Raw genomic sequence first — 13,455 nt, forward strand, 5'->3', positions numbered from 1 at the left:
TTGTAGGAGCTGGCCGGGCGGCGCTTCGCTTGCCAGCGAAGGCGTCGGCCAGGGCGATGCATGGCTTGCGGGCCCCTTCGCCGGCAAGCCGGCTCCTACATGGTGGCGGGGTTTTCGTTGTCGATTCATGCGGCCGAGGCCGCTCAACCTCCACTTTTGCCCGAGGTTCCTGCAATGCCCGAATTCAACGCTCCGCTGCGCGACATGCGCTTTGTCCTGCATGAAGTGTTCAACGCACCCAAGCTCTGGGCCCGCCTGCCGGCCCTGGCCGATACCGTGGACGGCGACACCGCCGACGCCATTCTCGAAGAAGCGGCCAAGGTCACCGGCAACCTGATCGCCCCGCTCAACCGCAGCGGCGACGAGGAAGGCGCCAGCTGGCACGCCGGGCAGGTGCGCACCCCGGCCGGTTTCAAGGAGGCCTACAGCACCTATATCCAGGGCGGCTGGGTCGGCCTGAGCGGCAACCCGGCCTACGGCGGCATGGGCATGCCGAAGATGCTCGCGGTGCAGTTCGAGGAAATGCTCTACGCCGCCAATTCCAGTTTCGCCCTGTACTCGGCCCTGAGCTCCGGGGCCTGCCTGGCCATCGATGCCCACGCCAGCGAAGCGCTGAAACAGCTGTACCTGCCGCCGATGTACGAAGGCCGCTGGGCCGGTTCCATGTGCCTCACCGAGGCCCACGCCGGCACCGACCTGGGGATCATCCGCACCCGCGCCGAGCCCCAGGCCGACGGCAGCTACCGCATCAGCGGCAGCAAGATCTTCATCACCGGCGGCGAGCAGGACCTGACCGAGAACATCATCCACCTGGTGCTGGCCAAGCTGCCGGACGCCCCGGCCGGGCCCAAGGGCATCTCGCTGTTCCTGGTGCCGAAGATCCATGTGGACGCCAACGGCAATCTCGGTGCGGCCAACGCGGTGAGCTGTGGTTCCATCGAGCACAAGATGGGCATCAAGGCCTCGGCCACCTGCGTGCTGAACTTCGACGGCGCCAGCGGCTGGCTGATCGGCGAGGCCAACAAGGGCCTGGCGGCGATGTTCACCATGATGAACTACGAGCGCCTGTCCATCGGCATCCAGGGTATCGGCTGCGCCGAGAACTCCTACCAGAACGCCCGCACCTACGCCCGCGAGCGCATCCAGAGCCGCTCCCCGGCCGGCCCGGTGGCCAAGGACAAGATCGCCGACCCGATCATCGTCCACCCCGATGTGCGGCGCATGCTGCTGTCGATGAAATCCATGACCGAGGGCGGCCGGGCCTTCGCCAGCTATGTCGGCCAGCAACTGGACCTGGCCAAGTTCGCCGACCAGCCCCATGAGCGGCACAACGCCGAGGCCCTGGTGGCGCTGCTGACCCCCGTGGCCAAGGCGTTCTTCACCGACACCGGCCTGGACAGTTGCGTGCTGGGCCAGCAGATCTTCGGCGGCCACGGCTACATCCGCGAATGGGGCCAGGAGCAACTGGTGCGGGATGTGCGCATCGCCCAGATCTACGAAGGCACCAACGGCATCCAGGCCCTGGACCTGTTGGGGCGCAAGGTGGTGGGCAACGGCGGCGTGGCCCTGCGCCTGTTCACCGGCGAGATCCGCGACTACGCCTACCTGCCCGGCGCCGCCTACGCCGCCGAGCTGCTGGATGCGGTGCAGCGCCTGGAAGACCTCAGCGACTGGCTGCGTGAACAGGCGGCGCAGAACCCCCACGCAGTGGGCAGCGCCTGCGTCGAATACCTGCAGCTGTTCGGCTACGTGGCCTACGCCTACCTGTGGGCGCGCATGGCCCAGGTGGCCGAGCACAAGCGTTCCGAGGACGACGGTTTCTACGGTGCCAAGCTGGCCACCGCGCGCTTCTACTTCAGCCGCATGCTGCCGCGCATCCTCAGCCTGGAGCAGAGCATCCGCGCCGGCAGCGCCTCCTTGTTCGGCCTCGACGCCGAGCACTTCTGAGCCCCTGGGCAGGGCGCCCGGCGCCCTGCCCCGTGCTGGCAAAAAACCACCGCCCGCAGGTGCAAAACCCCGGGCGGCCCGGCATACTCCGCGCACCCGAGCACCGCCCAAGGAAGAAACGTGTTGGCCCCCGCCCTGATCATCGCCAGCTCAGCCATCGTGCTGCTGCTCGGCACCCTGCACCTGATCTACACCTTCGCCACCGACAAATTCCAGCCCCGGGACCCGGCCCTGGCCGAACGCATGCGCCAGGTGTCACCGATGATCACCCGCCAGACCAGCCTGTGGCGGGCCTGGGTCGGCTTCAACGCCAGCCACAGCCTGGGCGCCATGCTGTTCGGCCTGGTCTATGGCTACCTCGCCTGGCTGCACCCGGCCCTGCTGCTGGAGGCCCGTGGCTTGCTGCTGATCGGCCTGGGGTTTCTCGCCAGCCTGTGGGTGCTGGCCATCCGTTACTGGTTTCGCATTCCCCTGGCGGGCATCAGCATCGCCCTGGCGCTGTTCGCGGTTGCCTGCGGTTTGCCGTTGGTTTGAACCCAGCCCACCACACACTCTCATCGGCCCTGTTTTTTTCGAGTCTCTGCATGTCGCCCCTGCACACCTTCTGGTCCCGGCTCTACTACCTCCTGTGCTGGATCGCCGTGGCCGCACAATTGGCCACCATGATCCGTTGCAACCTGCACCTGATCGTCCCCCGGGAAGTCGGCGGCACGCTGTTCGGCGGCTCCATGGGTTTCATGCTGTACCTGGGCGGCTGGGCCTTCAGCGTCATCGGCCTGGGCCTGGCCGTGCTGACCCGGGTGCCCGGCGCCCGCCTGGCCTGGATCATCGGTGGGCTGGTGCAGTTGCTGCTGGGCCTGTGGTGGCGGATCCACTACCCGGATGATTTCGACGGCAACCTGATCTTCAGCATCCAGGCCCGGGAGCTGGACTATGTGATGGTCTTCGGTTTCGCCCTGGTCTACAGCGGCATCTACCTGATGCACCAGCAGCGGCTCAAGCCGAGAGCCCCCGCCACCCTCCGTGAGCTGTCGTTGCGGATTGCATGGGCGGTATTGCTGGGGGGCTTCTTCATCCCCCCCTTGGTCAATGCCAGCAAGGCGCCCCTGCCGTACTGCGCCTTCAACCGGGCCGGCGAACAGTTGAGCCTGTGCCTGGGCCCTGGCACCCGGGTCATTGTCGACTGACCGTCAACCCCGCCTCTTTCTTGCTTCACCAAACCTCGATGAGTGTGCCCATGTCTCGCCTGTTTACCCTGTGGTTGTGGCTCTACCGCCCTCTGTGCTGGATCGTCGTTGCCGCGCCCTTGTCGCTGATGCTGCTGTGCGACGTGCAGATGATGCAGCCGCGGGATGTCAGCAGCACGCTGTTCGGTGGGGCCATGGGCTTTCAGCTGTACCTCTTTGTCTGGGTGCTGTGCCTGATCGGCCTGGCCGTGACCCTGCTGACCCGGATGCCCGGCGCGCGCCTGGCCTGGCTCCTGGCCGGGCTGGTGCCGCTGCTGCTGGGCGCCTGGTGGCGGCTCGACTACCCGGATGACCAGGACGGCAGCCTGGCCATCAGCCCCCAGAAGTGGGAGCTGGAGTACATGATGGGCATCACCTGTGTGTTCGTGGTCAGCGGCCTGTACTTCTACTGGCGCCGCCGCCTCGCCCCGCGGCCCGCCGCCGACAACGCCGATGAGCTGTTTCTGCAGACCCTGTGGGCACTGGCCCTGGCTGCAGCCTTCATCCTCCCGCTGCTGAGTTTCATGCAGCCGTAATTGCGCCCCGCTGCGCCCTCGCCCCGTCCGGCCATGCCCCCGGCCGGGCATAAAAAAGCCCCGAACCGGTCGGGGCTTTTTTCCTGCCTGGGCGCTAGCCACCGGTGGCGGCCGGTCGTTGCCTGCGCGCCGGCAGGGCGGCGGCAAAGGCCATGGCCTCTTCCCGGGTGCCGAAGGTAGCAAGCCGGTCACCCGGCGTGCAGACCTTCCAGGGCCCGTGGTTGACGCTCAAGACCTGATAGCCGTTGATCTGCAGTTTGTTCAGCAGCGGCGTGCTCATGGATACCTCCTTTTTCCTCGGCGAGCCTGGGGCTTGGGCGTTTTACCTTACACCCGCCACACCGCCCGGCGACTGCCGCATGTCGGCGCGCCGGGTCATTTCTTCAGGTTGGCCAGGGGATCGTAGGCCCGCGAACGCTTGCGCCGGTGCTCGGGTTCAGGGCGGTCCAGGGGTGCCCTGGCCGGGCCTACCGGGTCTACCTGGGGGTCGGCCAGGTCTGGCGAATCGGGGTCGAAACCCGGGTCATGATGATTCGAGGCATGCTCGGACGAGCGCGGCCCCGTGGGGTTCTTGGCAGTCATGGGCAGCTCCTGTGCCAGCCTGGAAAAGGCCGGATACAGGGGTTGGATCACGATTCGTGGCCAGGGTGCCGCCGAGCGGACCAGCGGCCAGCGGCCAGCGGCAAATTGCATTGTGCTGCCGGGCGTCGCAGGATGGCGCCTGGCCCATAACCGCTCAAAAGGACGTGTTCATGACGATTCGTGCCGTGGTTTTCGATTTTGGTGGCGTGCTGTTCGACTGGAGCCCGCACCACCTGTACCGCCAGCTGATCCCCGACGATGAGCGTCGCCAGTGGTTCCTCGACACCATCTGCACCCAGGCCTGGAATACCCGGCAGGACGCCGGCCGCAGCCTGGCCGAGGCGACCCGCAGCCTGGTGGCCGAGTACCCCGACCATGCCCCCTTGATCGAGGCCTATTACGGGCGCTGGCCGGAAATGCTCAAGGGTCCACTGGATCAGGGCGTGGCCCTGCTAGAAGAACTGCACCAGGCGCAGGTGCCCCTGTTCGGGCTGACCAACTGGTCCCGGGAAACCTTTCCCTATGCCTGGGACAATTACCCGTTTCTGCAGCGCTTTCGCGACATCGTCGTGTCGGGGCAAGAGCGCCAGATCAAGCCGGATGCCGAGATCTATCACACGACCCTGGGGCGCATTCGTGCGCATTTGCCGGGGGTGGCCCCCGAGGAACTGGTGTTCATTGACGACCATGCGCCCAATATCGTCGCCGCAACGGCGCTGGGGTGGCATGCGATTCATCATGTGACGGCGGCTGAGACGCGGCGCCGGCTGGAGGAGTTGGGGGTGGTCCGAGCGCACTGACACCCCGTAGGGGCTGGCTTGCCAGCGAAGGCGCCGGCCAGGGCGATGCATGGCTGTCGCGGGCCTCTTCGCCGGCAGCCGGTGCCTACGCTCGCCCCCCTTTCTCACCCCCTCCTATCGCCATCCGCAATCACCTCCCGCCTGCATATCGCCCTTTGGAATGTCTCCAAAATCAACCCTTTACCGACCGTGAATCCACCGGTCGGAAACCCACAAAATCAATGTGCCATTACCCTGCCAATTCCACCCGCGCTGCTTAACTGCAAAAGCTGCCGAGTAGCGCAGCACCCCATCCACACCCACGGAAGGCAAACGCCATGAGCAATGCATCCCAACATGTGATCCCCCCCTACGGAGTCGCCATCCAGTCGGCCATCAACGAAGGCAAGCTGCCGGAGATGAAAGCCCTGCTGGCCAAGCGCGATCCGGCCAGGAACGAACCCAAGGATCTGCACAACGCCTACGAACAGCTGGCCAAGGAAGTCGCCCGCCTGGAACGCCGCTGATCGCGGTTCCCCTGTCATTGAATGGAGGCAAAGCAAATGTCCGGCAACTACTCGCAAGCCGAAGGCCTGTTCCCCCTGAGCTACCGCATCGGCACCTCGCAACCCGGCGCACCCACCCTGATCCTCAACCTGCTGGTCTATACCCCGGAACACAGTGTGCGCGGCACTTCCAGCATCACCCAGGCGGTCAACCCGCCCCTGGACCTGCACAGCGATGTCTGGGGCCAGTACACCTACCTCACCGTCATGCCGCCCAGCACCAGCAAGATCCTCATCACGGCCCAGGGCAACCAGGGCGGCCCGGGGTCGAACTCGGTGATCAACTTCAAGCTGCACCTGGTGGTCAGCGACGACTGGAAGGAAGGCGTGGCCAACTATCAGTACTACAACGGCCACAGCTGGGTGACGGTCAACCAGGTGCCCGCCCACCTGCAGGAAACCGTGCAGTCCAGCACCCTGTCGGCCCCTCTGCACCGCGGCCAGCCCAACCACCCGCTGCCGCCGATCTCGGCGCTGTACGGGGCGCCGATCCACGGTGCCATCGCCAGCGGTGACCTGGCGCAGATGAAGAGCCTGCACAAGGTCGCCACCCAGCAACTGGAACAGCTGCCGCTGATCCGCACCGCACTGGTGGCCGCCAAGGCCGAGATCAGCCAGCAGGAGCGGCGCTGAGCCCGGCCGTCCATCGAACCTGATGTCTTCAAGAAGATAAGGAGTTGCAGCATGACAATCGGACTGTTCCATACCCGCCTCATCGTCGCCAACCCCGTGATCGGTGGGCCGGTGCTGACCCTCGACCTGCTGGTCGATACCCCGAAGAAACGCGTCAGCGGCGTTGCCCGCGTGACCCAGAGCACCTCGCCACCGGTGCAGTTCCATGCCGACGTGTGGGGCGACTACTCCCAGGTCAAGCTCGACCCCTCCAGCGAGGGGCACATCATCCTCAGCCTGGCCGGCAACCCCAGCGGCCCCACCAGCCAGATCGCCGAGACCTTCCATCTGCAGGGCATCCTCGGCCTGGACTGGGCCAGCGGTTTCGCCAGCTACAAGTACCAGTTCCAGGGGCACTGGCACGTGGTGCAACACGCCGCCGTGAGCCCGGCCCCGGTGGAGCAGGCACAGACGGCGGACTACGCCAGCCAGGCCGGCCCGGCCGCCGAAGTGCGCCACCCGCTGTATGCCGTGGCGCTGCAGCAGGCCCAGGCCAGCGGCGACCTGGCGCGGCTCAAGGCACTGGTGGCCCAGGGCGAGCAGCAACTGGCCAACGCTGACAGCCTGACCCAGGCGGTGCAGCAGTTGCAGGCAGAAATCAGCCGCCTGGAACAGCGCTGACCACCAGCCCCCGGGGCCGCCTGCCGCGGCCCCGGGGGCTGCCACAAAACGACCGCGCCATTGCGACACAAGGAAGGCGCGCCTATTTCGATGGGTTGGTGCCGCGCACCGCCGGGTGCGCAAGGAACTCTCATGTCAGACCGTCTCCCCGCCCGCTACCTCAGCGAAACCGACCTCAAGCGCTTTGTCCCGGTGCATGTGGTCTGGGAAATCACCCTCGCCTGCGACCTCAAGTGCCTGCATTGCGGCTCCCGCGCCGGGCATCGGCGCCCGGGCGAACTCAATACCCAGGAATGCCTGTCGGTGATCGATTCGATCGCCGCCCTGGGCACCCGGGAAGTCACCCTGATCGGTGGCGAAGCCTATCTGCGCAAGGACTGGACGCGGCTGATCCAGGCCATCCACGACCACGGCATGTACGTGGCGATCCAGACCGGCGGGCGCAACCTGACCCCGGCCAAGATGCAGGCCGCGGTGGACGCCGGGCTCAATGGCGTCGGCGTCTCCCTGGATGGCCTGGCGCCGCTGCATGACGCGGTGCGCAATGTCCCCGGCTCCTTCGACAAGGCCCTGGATACCCTGCGCCGGGCCAAGCAGGCCGGGCTCAAGGTCAGCGTCAACACGCAGATCGGCGCCGCCACCCTGCCCGACCTGCCGGCCCTGATGGAGCTGATCATCGATGCCGGCGCCAGCCACTGGCAGATCCAGCTGACCGTGGCCATGGGCAACGCCGTGGATCACCCCGAGCTGCTGCTGCAGCCCTACCAGTTGCTGGAGGTGATGCCGCTGCTGGCGCGCCTGTACCGCGAAGGCGCCGAGCGCGGGCTACTGATGAATGTGGGCAACAACATCGGCTACTACGGCCCCTACGAGCACATGTGGCGCGGCTTCGGCGACGACCGCGTGCACTGGAGCGGCTGCGCCGCCGGGCAGACGGTCCTGGCCCTGGAGGCCGACGGCACGGTCAAGGGCTGCCCGTCCCTGGCCACCGTGGGTTTCTCCGGTGGCAACGTGCGCAGCATGAGCCTGCACGACATCTGGCACTACAGCGAAGGCATCCACTTCGGCCGCCTGCGCTCGGTGGACGACCTGTGGGGCTACTGCCGCACCTGTTACTACAACGATGTCTGCCGCGGCGGCTGCACCTGGACCTCGCACTCGCTGCTGGGCAAGCCGGGGAACAATCCCTACTGCCACTACCGGACCCTGGACCTGGCGAAAAAGGGCCTGCGCGAACGCATCGTCAAGCTCGAAGACGCCGGCCCGGCGTCGTTCTCGGTGGGCCGTTTCGACCTGATCACCGAACGCATCGACACCGGCGAGGCGGTATCGAGCGTCAACGACAGCGGCCAGGTGATCAAGCTGGCCTGGGTCAACCAGGGCCAGGCGTCGCCCGAGGAAGGCCGCATCCCGCCGCGCCTGGCCCTGTGTCGCAGTTGCCTGGAGTACATCCACGCCCATGAAAGCACCTGCCCGCACTGCAACGCCGATGTCGCCGCCGCCGAAGCCCGGCACCAGCAAGACCGGCTGCGCCAGCAGGCGCTGATCAACACCCTGCACCAGTTGCTCGGCACGCCCCAGGAGCAGCCACGCCTGTAACCCCCGCCCGCACCGCCGCCGCGCCCCCAATGGCGCGGCGACGGTTATATCGCCACGGGCGAGCATGGAAAAACCATCTATAAAAAAACCTCCGCGCAGGGCCGATAGCGGCTTTGCTATGGAAGTTCGTCCACAGGCCCGCGTGCCTGCCCGTTACCTGCGACCGGAGCACAGCATGAAAATCAACCCCTACCTGGTGTTCAACGGCACCTGCAAGACCGCCTTCACCTTCTATGCCCAATGCCTGAACGGCACCCTGGAAATGATGATGACCTTCGGTGAAAGCCCGGCCCGTGATCACATCTCTGCCGACTGTCACGAACGCATCATGCACACCCGCCTGAGCGTCGGCGACCAGGTGCTGATGGGCTCGGACACCACCCCTGAGCTGCCCTACCTGGGCATCCACGGCTGCTCGATCTCGCTGAACATCGACAACGCCGCCGAAGCCGAACGGGTATTCGCCGCCCTGGCCGAACAGGGCAACGTGCAGATGCCCCTGGAAGCCACCTTCTGGGCCGAGCGCTTCGGCATGCTGGTGGACCGCTTTGGTGTGCCATGGATGGTCAATTGCGAGAAGCGCCAGTAACCCGGCCCACCTGCAAGCCCGGCCCCGGTGCTGTGCAACGCAGCACCGCACCGCTGCGCCCGCTGTGAAAGATTTTGCGCACTTCATCAAACAGCCACCGCCACCCTGTACTAGGATACGAGGCGACCCTTTGTCGCCCAGAGCAAACAGGAGGTAAATCAACCCTGACCCAAACTCGTTGCTATAAGGCAGCCCCCTCCACACCTTCACATTCATGGATGAAATGATGAACTCACAAATACTGTTTCCACACATTGGTAAGGTCATCGCCAGCACCGGCAGCCGCAACTTTCCGCGCATGCTGCACGACCTGATACTCACCCAGCTGGCTGTGGACGCCACCCATATCACCCAACTGCGGGCCGACCCGGAACAGGCCGTCGGCAGAACCGGCAACACCCTGATGCAGACCCGCCACCCGCTGTACAGCGATGCCCATGCCAGCAATGACCCGCTGCTGCTCACCGGCTTTCCCGAACAACCCGGCGAACCGGCCCCGGGCCCGTCGCTGCAACGCCAGCGCGGCCACGCGGACCCGGCACAACTGCACCTGACCGGGAGCAAGGACTCCTACCACTACGTGCTCTCGGTGTACCGCAGCAGCCAGGACCGGAGCTTTTCCCCCCAGGAACGCCTGCTGCTGGAGGACATCTCGCCGTTGCTGCTGCCCATGGTGGAAAAACACATCAGCGCCCTGCAGCCCCGGGGCGATGCCGCCGAGCAGGACAGTGCCGCCATCGAGGGCCTGGCAAGCCTGCGCCTGCGCTTTGCCGCGCGCCTGGAACAGTCCGGGCTGCGCCTGTCCAACCGCGAGCTGGAGGTCTGTGTCGGGCTGCTGGCCGGGCGCACCGCGCCGCAGCTGGCCGAGCAGCTCAAGCTCAAGGTCAATACCGTCGAAAGCTACTTGAAGCGCGCCGCCATCAAGCTCGGCATCAGTGGCCGGCACTCGCTGCTGCGCTGGATGTACTCGCCCGAGGAACAAGCGCCGCACAGCAGCGAAACCCCGACGGCCTGATCCGGCCTTGGCCCTGTAACCTCCGCCGGCCCCAGCGCCGGCGGTTCGGCCTACGGCCTGTCAATCCCGGGCCAGGGCCTCGATGGGATCCAGGCGCGCGGCGTTGCGCGCCGGAACGAAGCCGAAGACGATGCCGATCAGGGTCGAACAGGCGAACGCGGTAATGATCGACCCCATGGAAAACACCATCTCCCACTCCTTGATGAACAAGGTGAACAGGTAGCCGATGGCGAACGACAGGCTGATGCCGATGGCCCCGCCGATCAGGCAGACCATCACCGCCTCCACCAGGAACTGCTGGCGGATATCCGACTGCCGGGCCCCCACCGCCATGCGGATGCCGATCTCCCGGGTCCGCTCGGTGACCGACACCAGCATGATGTTCATCACCCCGATTCCCCCCACCACCAGGGAAATCACCGCGATCAGCGACAGCAGCAGGGCCAGGGAGCGGCTGGTGCGCTGCACCGTCTGCATGATGCTGTCGAGGTTGTTGGTGAAAAAATCCTTGGTGCCGTGGCGCTGCTCCATCAGCTTCTTCACATGCTCCTCCACCACCTTGCTCGGCTGGCCGTCCTTGATCCGCACGCTGATGCTGTCCAGGTGGCGCTGGCCGAGCACCCGCCCGGCGGCGGTCTCGTAGGGCAGCCAGACGTTCAGCAGGTTGCTGGCGGCGAACATGTTCTTGTTCTCCCGGGTCACGCCGATCACCGTGCACGGCAGGTTGCCCACCAGGATCACCTGCCCCAGCGGGTCGACATCCGGGCCGAACAGGCGGTTGCGGGTGTTGTGGTCGATCACCACCACCTGGGCCTGGCGCCGCGCGTCGTTCTCGCTGAAGGAAATGCCGCTGGCCAGCTTGATGTCGCGAACCTGGAAATACAGGTGGCTGACGCCGTTGACCGTGGCGTTGAGGTCGATGTTGCCGTAGCGCAGCAACAGGCTGCGGCCGACCATGGGCGTGGCACTGTCGACGTAGTACAGCTGGTTCAGGGCCGTCACGTCGGCGGGCATCAGGGTCTGGATCGCCGCCGCCCGGCTGTCGCCGAAACTGGCCCCGGGGAAGATGTCGATGGTGTTGCTGCCGATGGCCTGGATGTCCTTGAGCACGTAGCGCTTGGCGCCCTCGCCGATGGCCACGATGGACACCACCGAGGTGATGCCGATGACGATCCCGAGCATGGTCAGCAAGGTGCGCATGCGGTGCGAGACCAGCGCCACCCAGGCCATCACGAAGGCCTCCTTGAACAGCCCCAGGCTGGCCACCAGGCGCCGCGCACCGGCGGGCCGCACGCTGACCGGTGGCTCGCTCGGCGCCTCGTCCGCCGGGCGCGGGTTGGCCCGGTCGCTGACGATCTCGCCATCGCGCACTTCGATGATGCGCTGGGCGTTGGCCGCCACCTTGGGGTCGTGGGTGACGATGATCACCGTGTGCCCCAGGCCGTGCAGTTCCTGGAGGATGTTCATCACCTCCTTGCCGCTGGCGGTGTCCAGGGCACCGGTGGGTTCGTCGGCGAGTATCACTTCGCCGCCGTTCATCAGCGCCCGGGCGATGCTCACTCGCTGCTGCTGGCCGCCGGAGAGCTGGTTGGGCCGGTGGCCCAGGTGCCCGGACAAACCCAGGCGCGCCAGCAGTTCCCGGGCCCGGCCATGGCGCCTGACTTGCGGGGTGCCGGCGTAGATCGCCGGCATCTCGACGTTGTGCATGGCGCTCAGGTGCGGCAGCAAGTGGTAGCGCTGGAAGATGAAGCCGAAGTAGTCGCGGCGCAGTTCCGCCAGGGCCTGGTCGTCGAGGTCGCGGGTTTCCCGGCCGTTGACCTTGTAGCTGCCGGCGGTGGCGTAGTCCAGGCAGCCGAGGATGTTCATCAGGGTCGACTTGCCCGACCCCGAGGCCCCGGTGATCGCCACCATTTCCCCGGCCTGGATGCTCAGGTCGATGTGCTTGAGGGCCAGGAACTCCCGATCCCCGGCGGTGAAGCTGCGGCTGATGCCGGTGAGGTGCAGCAGGGGCTCGCTCATGCTCAGGCCCCTGCCGTGCCGGGCAGCGGATCACCGATCACCACCCGGTCACCCTCCGCCAGGCCGTCCTTGATCTGCACCTTGACGTTGTTGTTGATCCCGGTGCTGACGTTGCGCGCCTGGGCATGGCCCTTGGCGTCCAGCACCCGCACCGCGAAGCTGCCGTCGGCATTGCGCGGGCCCAGGGCCGCCACCGGCACCATCAGCACGTCCTTGGCGGTATCCAGCACGATACGCACCTGGGCAGTCATGGAAATGCGCAGCCGATGGTCCGGGTTGGGCACGTCGAACAGCGCGTTGTAGAACACCGCGGTGTTCTGCTTGGGGGTGCCGGCGGTCTGGGTTTCGAGAAAGTTCTGCGGCGCCGGCTCAGTGCCCCGCAGTTTGGCGTAGTAGCGTTTTTCCGCCTCGCCGAGGATGGTGAAGTACACCTGTTGGCCGGGGGCGATATGGATCACATCGGCCTCCGAGACCTGGGCCTTGACGGTCATGGTGTCCAGGTCCGCCAGTTTGAGCAGCACCGGCGCCAGCTGGTTGGCGATCACCGTCTGGCCTTCCTGGGTCACCACCCCCACCACATCGCCATCGATCGGCGCGACGATGCGGGTGTAGGCCAGGTTGACCTTGGCGGTGTCGATCTGGATGTGCGCGCTCTTGATCTGCGCGTCCAGGGACAGCAGGTTGGCCCGCTGCACCTCGTAGTTGGATTCGGCGGTCTCGTAATCCTGCTGGGAAATCGAGGCGTCGGACTGCAAGTCACGGTAGCGCTCGTAGATGGCCTTGGTTTCCTTGAGCTGGGCCGCGGTGGCGCGGCGCTTGGCCTGCAGGTTCTCCTCGTCCACCTGGGCCTGGCGCAGGGTGTTCTGCAGCACCAGCGGGTCGATTTCCGCCAGCCACTGGCCCTTTTTCACCTTGTCCCCGACCTTGACCTTGAGCGACTTCAACTGCCCGGAGACCTGGGCCCCGACATCCACCTGCTTGATGCCTTCGAGCAGGCCCGAGGCCAGGACCGCGTTCTCGATATCCCCCCGTTCGACCTTGGCGGTCAGGTACTGCGGCGGCTCCGCCGGCGCCTGCACCGTATAGAAAATCAACCCGGCCACAACCACCAGCAACAGCCCCATACCGATTTTGCGAAACTTCGACTTTTCCATAGATGACCACAAGTCCGTTGAGGGCGGGCTGCACCGGCCAGCGGCGAGCCCCCTTACAGAACACCGTGCTGCCGTAGTGAGCGGTGTTCCAGATGAATGAAACCGGGTGTCCAGGCGCCGGCAGGGCCAGCGCCTGTGTTGCCCCGCGCC

General features: G+C 66.1%; 15 protein-coding genes. 11 read left to right on the forward strand and 4 right to left on the reverse strand.

Annotated features, from left to right (window positions below; translation table 11 throughout):
* Positions 1 to 174: 174 nt before the first annotated feature.
* The 4 genes from AC1RL5_RS16850 (at position 175) to AC1RL5_RS16865 (ending at position 3,709) form a co-directional block, all read left to right on the forward strand.
* Positions 175 to 1,947: an acyl-CoA dehydrogenase C-terminal domain-containing protein gene (locus AC1RL5_RS16850; RefSeq protein ID WP_019095108.1), complete on the forward strand. Its 1,773-nt coding sequence runs from the start codon at positions 175 to 177 to the stop codon at positions 1,945 to 1,947.
* A 120-nt stretch (positions 1,948 to 2,067) separates the two neighbouring features.
* A complete protein-coding gene (locus AC1RL5_RS16855) occupies positions 2,068 to 2,481 on the forward strand; it encodes an LIC_13387 family protein (protein WP_011060460.1) in 414 nt (137 codons plus the stop codon).
* Between the two features lie 50 nt (positions 2,482 to 2,531).
* Complete coding sequence (locus AC1RL5_RS16860) at positions 2,532 to 3,134, forward strand: hypothetical protein (protein ID WP_072451500.1); 603 nt, start codon at positions 2,532 to 2,534, stop codon at positions 3,132 to 3,134.
* A 50-nt stretch (positions 3,135 to 3,184) separates the two neighbouring features.
* Positions 3,185 to 3,709 (forward strand): hypothetical protein, encoded by a 525-nt coding sequence (locus AC1RL5_RS16865; RefSeq protein WP_019095111.1) that lies wholly within the window; start codon positions 3,185 to 3,187, stop codon positions 3,707 to 3,709.
* A gap of 94 nt (positions 3,710 to 3,803) precedes the next feature.
* Here the strand turns inward: AC1RL5_RS16865 and AC1RL5_RS16870 are convergent, their stop codons facing one another.
* Both AC1RL5_RS16870 and AC1RL5_RS16875 read right to left on the reverse strand, forming a co-directional pair.
* Entirely contained in the window at positions 3,804 to 3,989 is a 186-nt protein-coding gene (locus tag AC1RL5_RS16870; protein ID WP_011060459.1) for a DUF2188 domain-containing protein, read from the reverse strand.
* Between the two features lie 95 nt (positions 3,990 to 4,084).
* Positions 4,085 to 4,291 (reverse strand): DUF6021 family protein, encoded by a 207-nt coding sequence (locus tag AC1RL5_RS16875; RefSeq protein WP_015634945.1) that lies wholly within the window; start codon positions 4,289 to 4,291, stop codon positions 4,085 to 4,087.
* Positions 4,292 to 4,461: 170 nt separating this feature from the next.
* On the opposite strand from AC1RL5_RS16875, the gene AC1RL5_RS16880 reads away from it, so the two are divergent.
* The 7 genes from AC1RL5_RS16880 to AC1RL5_RS16910 all read left to right on the forward strand — a co-directional run bounded on the left by AC1RL5_RS16880 (position 4,462) and on the right by AC1RL5_RS16910 (position 10,132).
* A complete protein-coding gene (locus AC1RL5_RS16880; RefSeq protein WP_072451720.1) occupies positions 4,462 to 5,091 on the forward strand; it encodes an HAD family hydrolase in 630 nt (209 codons plus the stop codon).
* Positions 5,092 to 5,408: 317 nt separating this feature from the next.
* Complete coding sequence (locus tag AC1RL5_RS16885; protein WP_492589790.1) at positions 5,409 to 5,597, forward strand: DUF1843 domain-containing protein; 189 nt, start codon at positions 5,409 to 5,411, stop codon at positions 5,595 to 5,597.
* A gap of 36 nt (positions 5,598 to 5,633) precedes the next feature.
* Positions 5,634 to 6,269, forward strand: coding sequence for a DUF1842 domain-containing protein (locus AC1RL5_RS16890; RefSeq protein WP_065363504.1), 636 nt, complete (start codon positions 5,634 to 5,636; stop codon positions 6,267 to 6,269).
* 51 nt (positions 6,270 to 6,320) lie between these two features.
* On the forward strand, positions 6,321 to 6,929 hold the full coding sequence (locus AC1RL5_RS16895; protein WP_019095114.1) for a DUF1842 domain-containing protein: 609 nt from the start codon (positions 6,321 to 6,323) through the stop codon (positions 6,927 to 6,929).
* A gap of 132 nt (positions 6,930 to 7,061) precedes the next feature.
* Entirely contained in the window at positions 7,062 to 8,528 is a 1,467-nt protein-coding gene (locus AC1RL5_RS16900; RefSeq protein WP_103408102.1) for a GDL motif peptide-associated radical SAM/SPASM maturase, read from the forward strand.
* Positions 8,529 to 8,703: 175 nt separating this feature from the next.
* On the forward strand, positions 8,704 to 9,117 hold the full coding sequence (locus AC1RL5_RS16905) for a VOC family protein (protein ID WP_093406057.1): 414 nt from the start codon (positions 8,704 to 8,706) through the stop codon (positions 9,115 to 9,117).
* A gap of 226 nt (positions 9,118 to 9,343) precedes the next feature.
* Entirely contained in the window at positions 9,344 to 10,132 is a 789-nt protein-coding gene (locus AC1RL5_RS16910) for a helix-turn-helix transcriptional regulator (RefSeq protein WP_103408308.1), read from the forward strand.
* Positions 10,133 to 10,192: 60 nt separating this feature from the next.
* Here AC1RL5_RS16910 and AC1RL5_RS16915 read toward each other — a convergent pair whose 3' ends face one another.
* Entirely contained in the window at positions 10,193 to 12,151 is a 1,959-nt protein-coding gene (locus tag AC1RL5_RS16915; protein WP_041117091.1) for a MacB family efflux pump subunit, read from the reverse strand.
* A 2-nt stretch (positions 12,152 to 12,153) separates the two neighbouring features.
* Positions 12,154 to 13,305 (reverse strand): macrolide transporter subunit MacA, encoded by a 1,152-nt coding sequence (gene macA / locus AC1RL5_RS16920; RefSeq protein WP_011060449.1) that lies wholly within the window; start codon positions 13,303 to 13,305, stop codon positions 12,154 to 12,156.
* Between the last annotated feature and the right edge of the window lie 150 nt (positions 13,306 to 13,455).

Source organism: Pseudomonas sp. GW822-FHT06D10 (assembly GCF_058799535.1).

What these genes read in the sequence shown, in the direction of transcription:
- AC1RL5_RS16850 (WP_019095108.1), top strand. Translation starts at nt 175, where the DNA reads ATGCCCGAATTCAACGCTCCGCTGCGCGACATGCGCTTTGTCCTGCAT.
- AC1RL5_RS16860 (WP_072451500.1), top strand. Translation starts at nt 2,532, where the DNA reads ATGTCGCCCCTGCACACCTTCTGGTCCCGGCTCTACTACCTCCTGTGC.
- AC1RL5_RS16865 (WP_019095111.1), top strand. Translation starts at nt 3,185, where the DNA reads ATGTCTCGCCTGTTTACCCTGTGGTTGTGGCTCTACCGCCCTCTGTGC.
- AC1RL5_RS16870 (WP_011060459.1), bottom strand. Translation starts at nt 3,989, where the DNA reads ATGAGCACGCCGCTGCTGAACAAACTGCAGATCAACGGCTATCAGGTC.
- AC1RL5_RS16875 (WP_015634945.1), bottom strand. Translation starts at nt 4,291, where the DNA reads ATGACTGCCAAGAACCCCACGGGGCCGCGCTCGTCCGAGCATGCCTCG.
- AC1RL5_RS16880 (WP_072451720.1), top strand. Translation starts at nt 4,462, where the DNA reads ATGACGATTCGTGCCGTGGTTTTCGATTTTGGTGGCGTGCTGTTCGAC.
- AC1RL5_RS16885 (WP_492589790.1), top strand. Translation starts at nt 5,409, where the DNA reads ATGAGCAATGCATCCCAACATGTGATCCCCCCCTACGGAGTCGCCATC.
- AC1RL5_RS16890 (WP_065363504.1), top strand. Translation starts at nt 5,634, where the DNA reads ATGTCCGGCAACTACTCGCAAGCCGAAGGCCTGTTCCCCCTGAGCTAC.
- AC1RL5_RS16895 (WP_019095114.1), top strand. Translation starts at nt 6,321, where the DNA reads ATGACAATCGGACTGTTCCATACCCGCCTCATCGTCGCCAACCCCGTG.
- AC1RL5_RS16900 (WP_103408102.1), top strand. Translation starts at nt 7,062, where the DNA reads ATGTCAGACCGTCTCCCCGCCCGCTACCTCAGCGAAACCGACCTCAAG.
- AC1RL5_RS16905 (WP_093406057.1), top strand. Translation starts at nt 8,704, where the DNA reads ATGAAAATCAACCCCTACCTGGTGTTCAACGGCACCTGCAAGACCGCC.
- AC1RL5_RS16910 (WP_103408308.1), top strand. Translation starts at nt 9,344, where the DNA reads ATGAACTCACAAATACTGTTTCCACACATTGGTAAGGTCATCGCCAGC.
- AC1RL5_RS16915 (WP_041117091.1), bottom strand. Translation starts at nt 12,151, where the DNA reads ATGAGCGAGCCCCTGCTGCACCTCACCGGCATCAGCCGCAGCTTCACC.
- macA (WP_011060449.1), bottom strand. Translation starts at nt 13,305, where the DNA reads ATGGAAAAGTCGAAGTTTCGCAAAATCGGTATGGGGCTGTTGCTGGTG.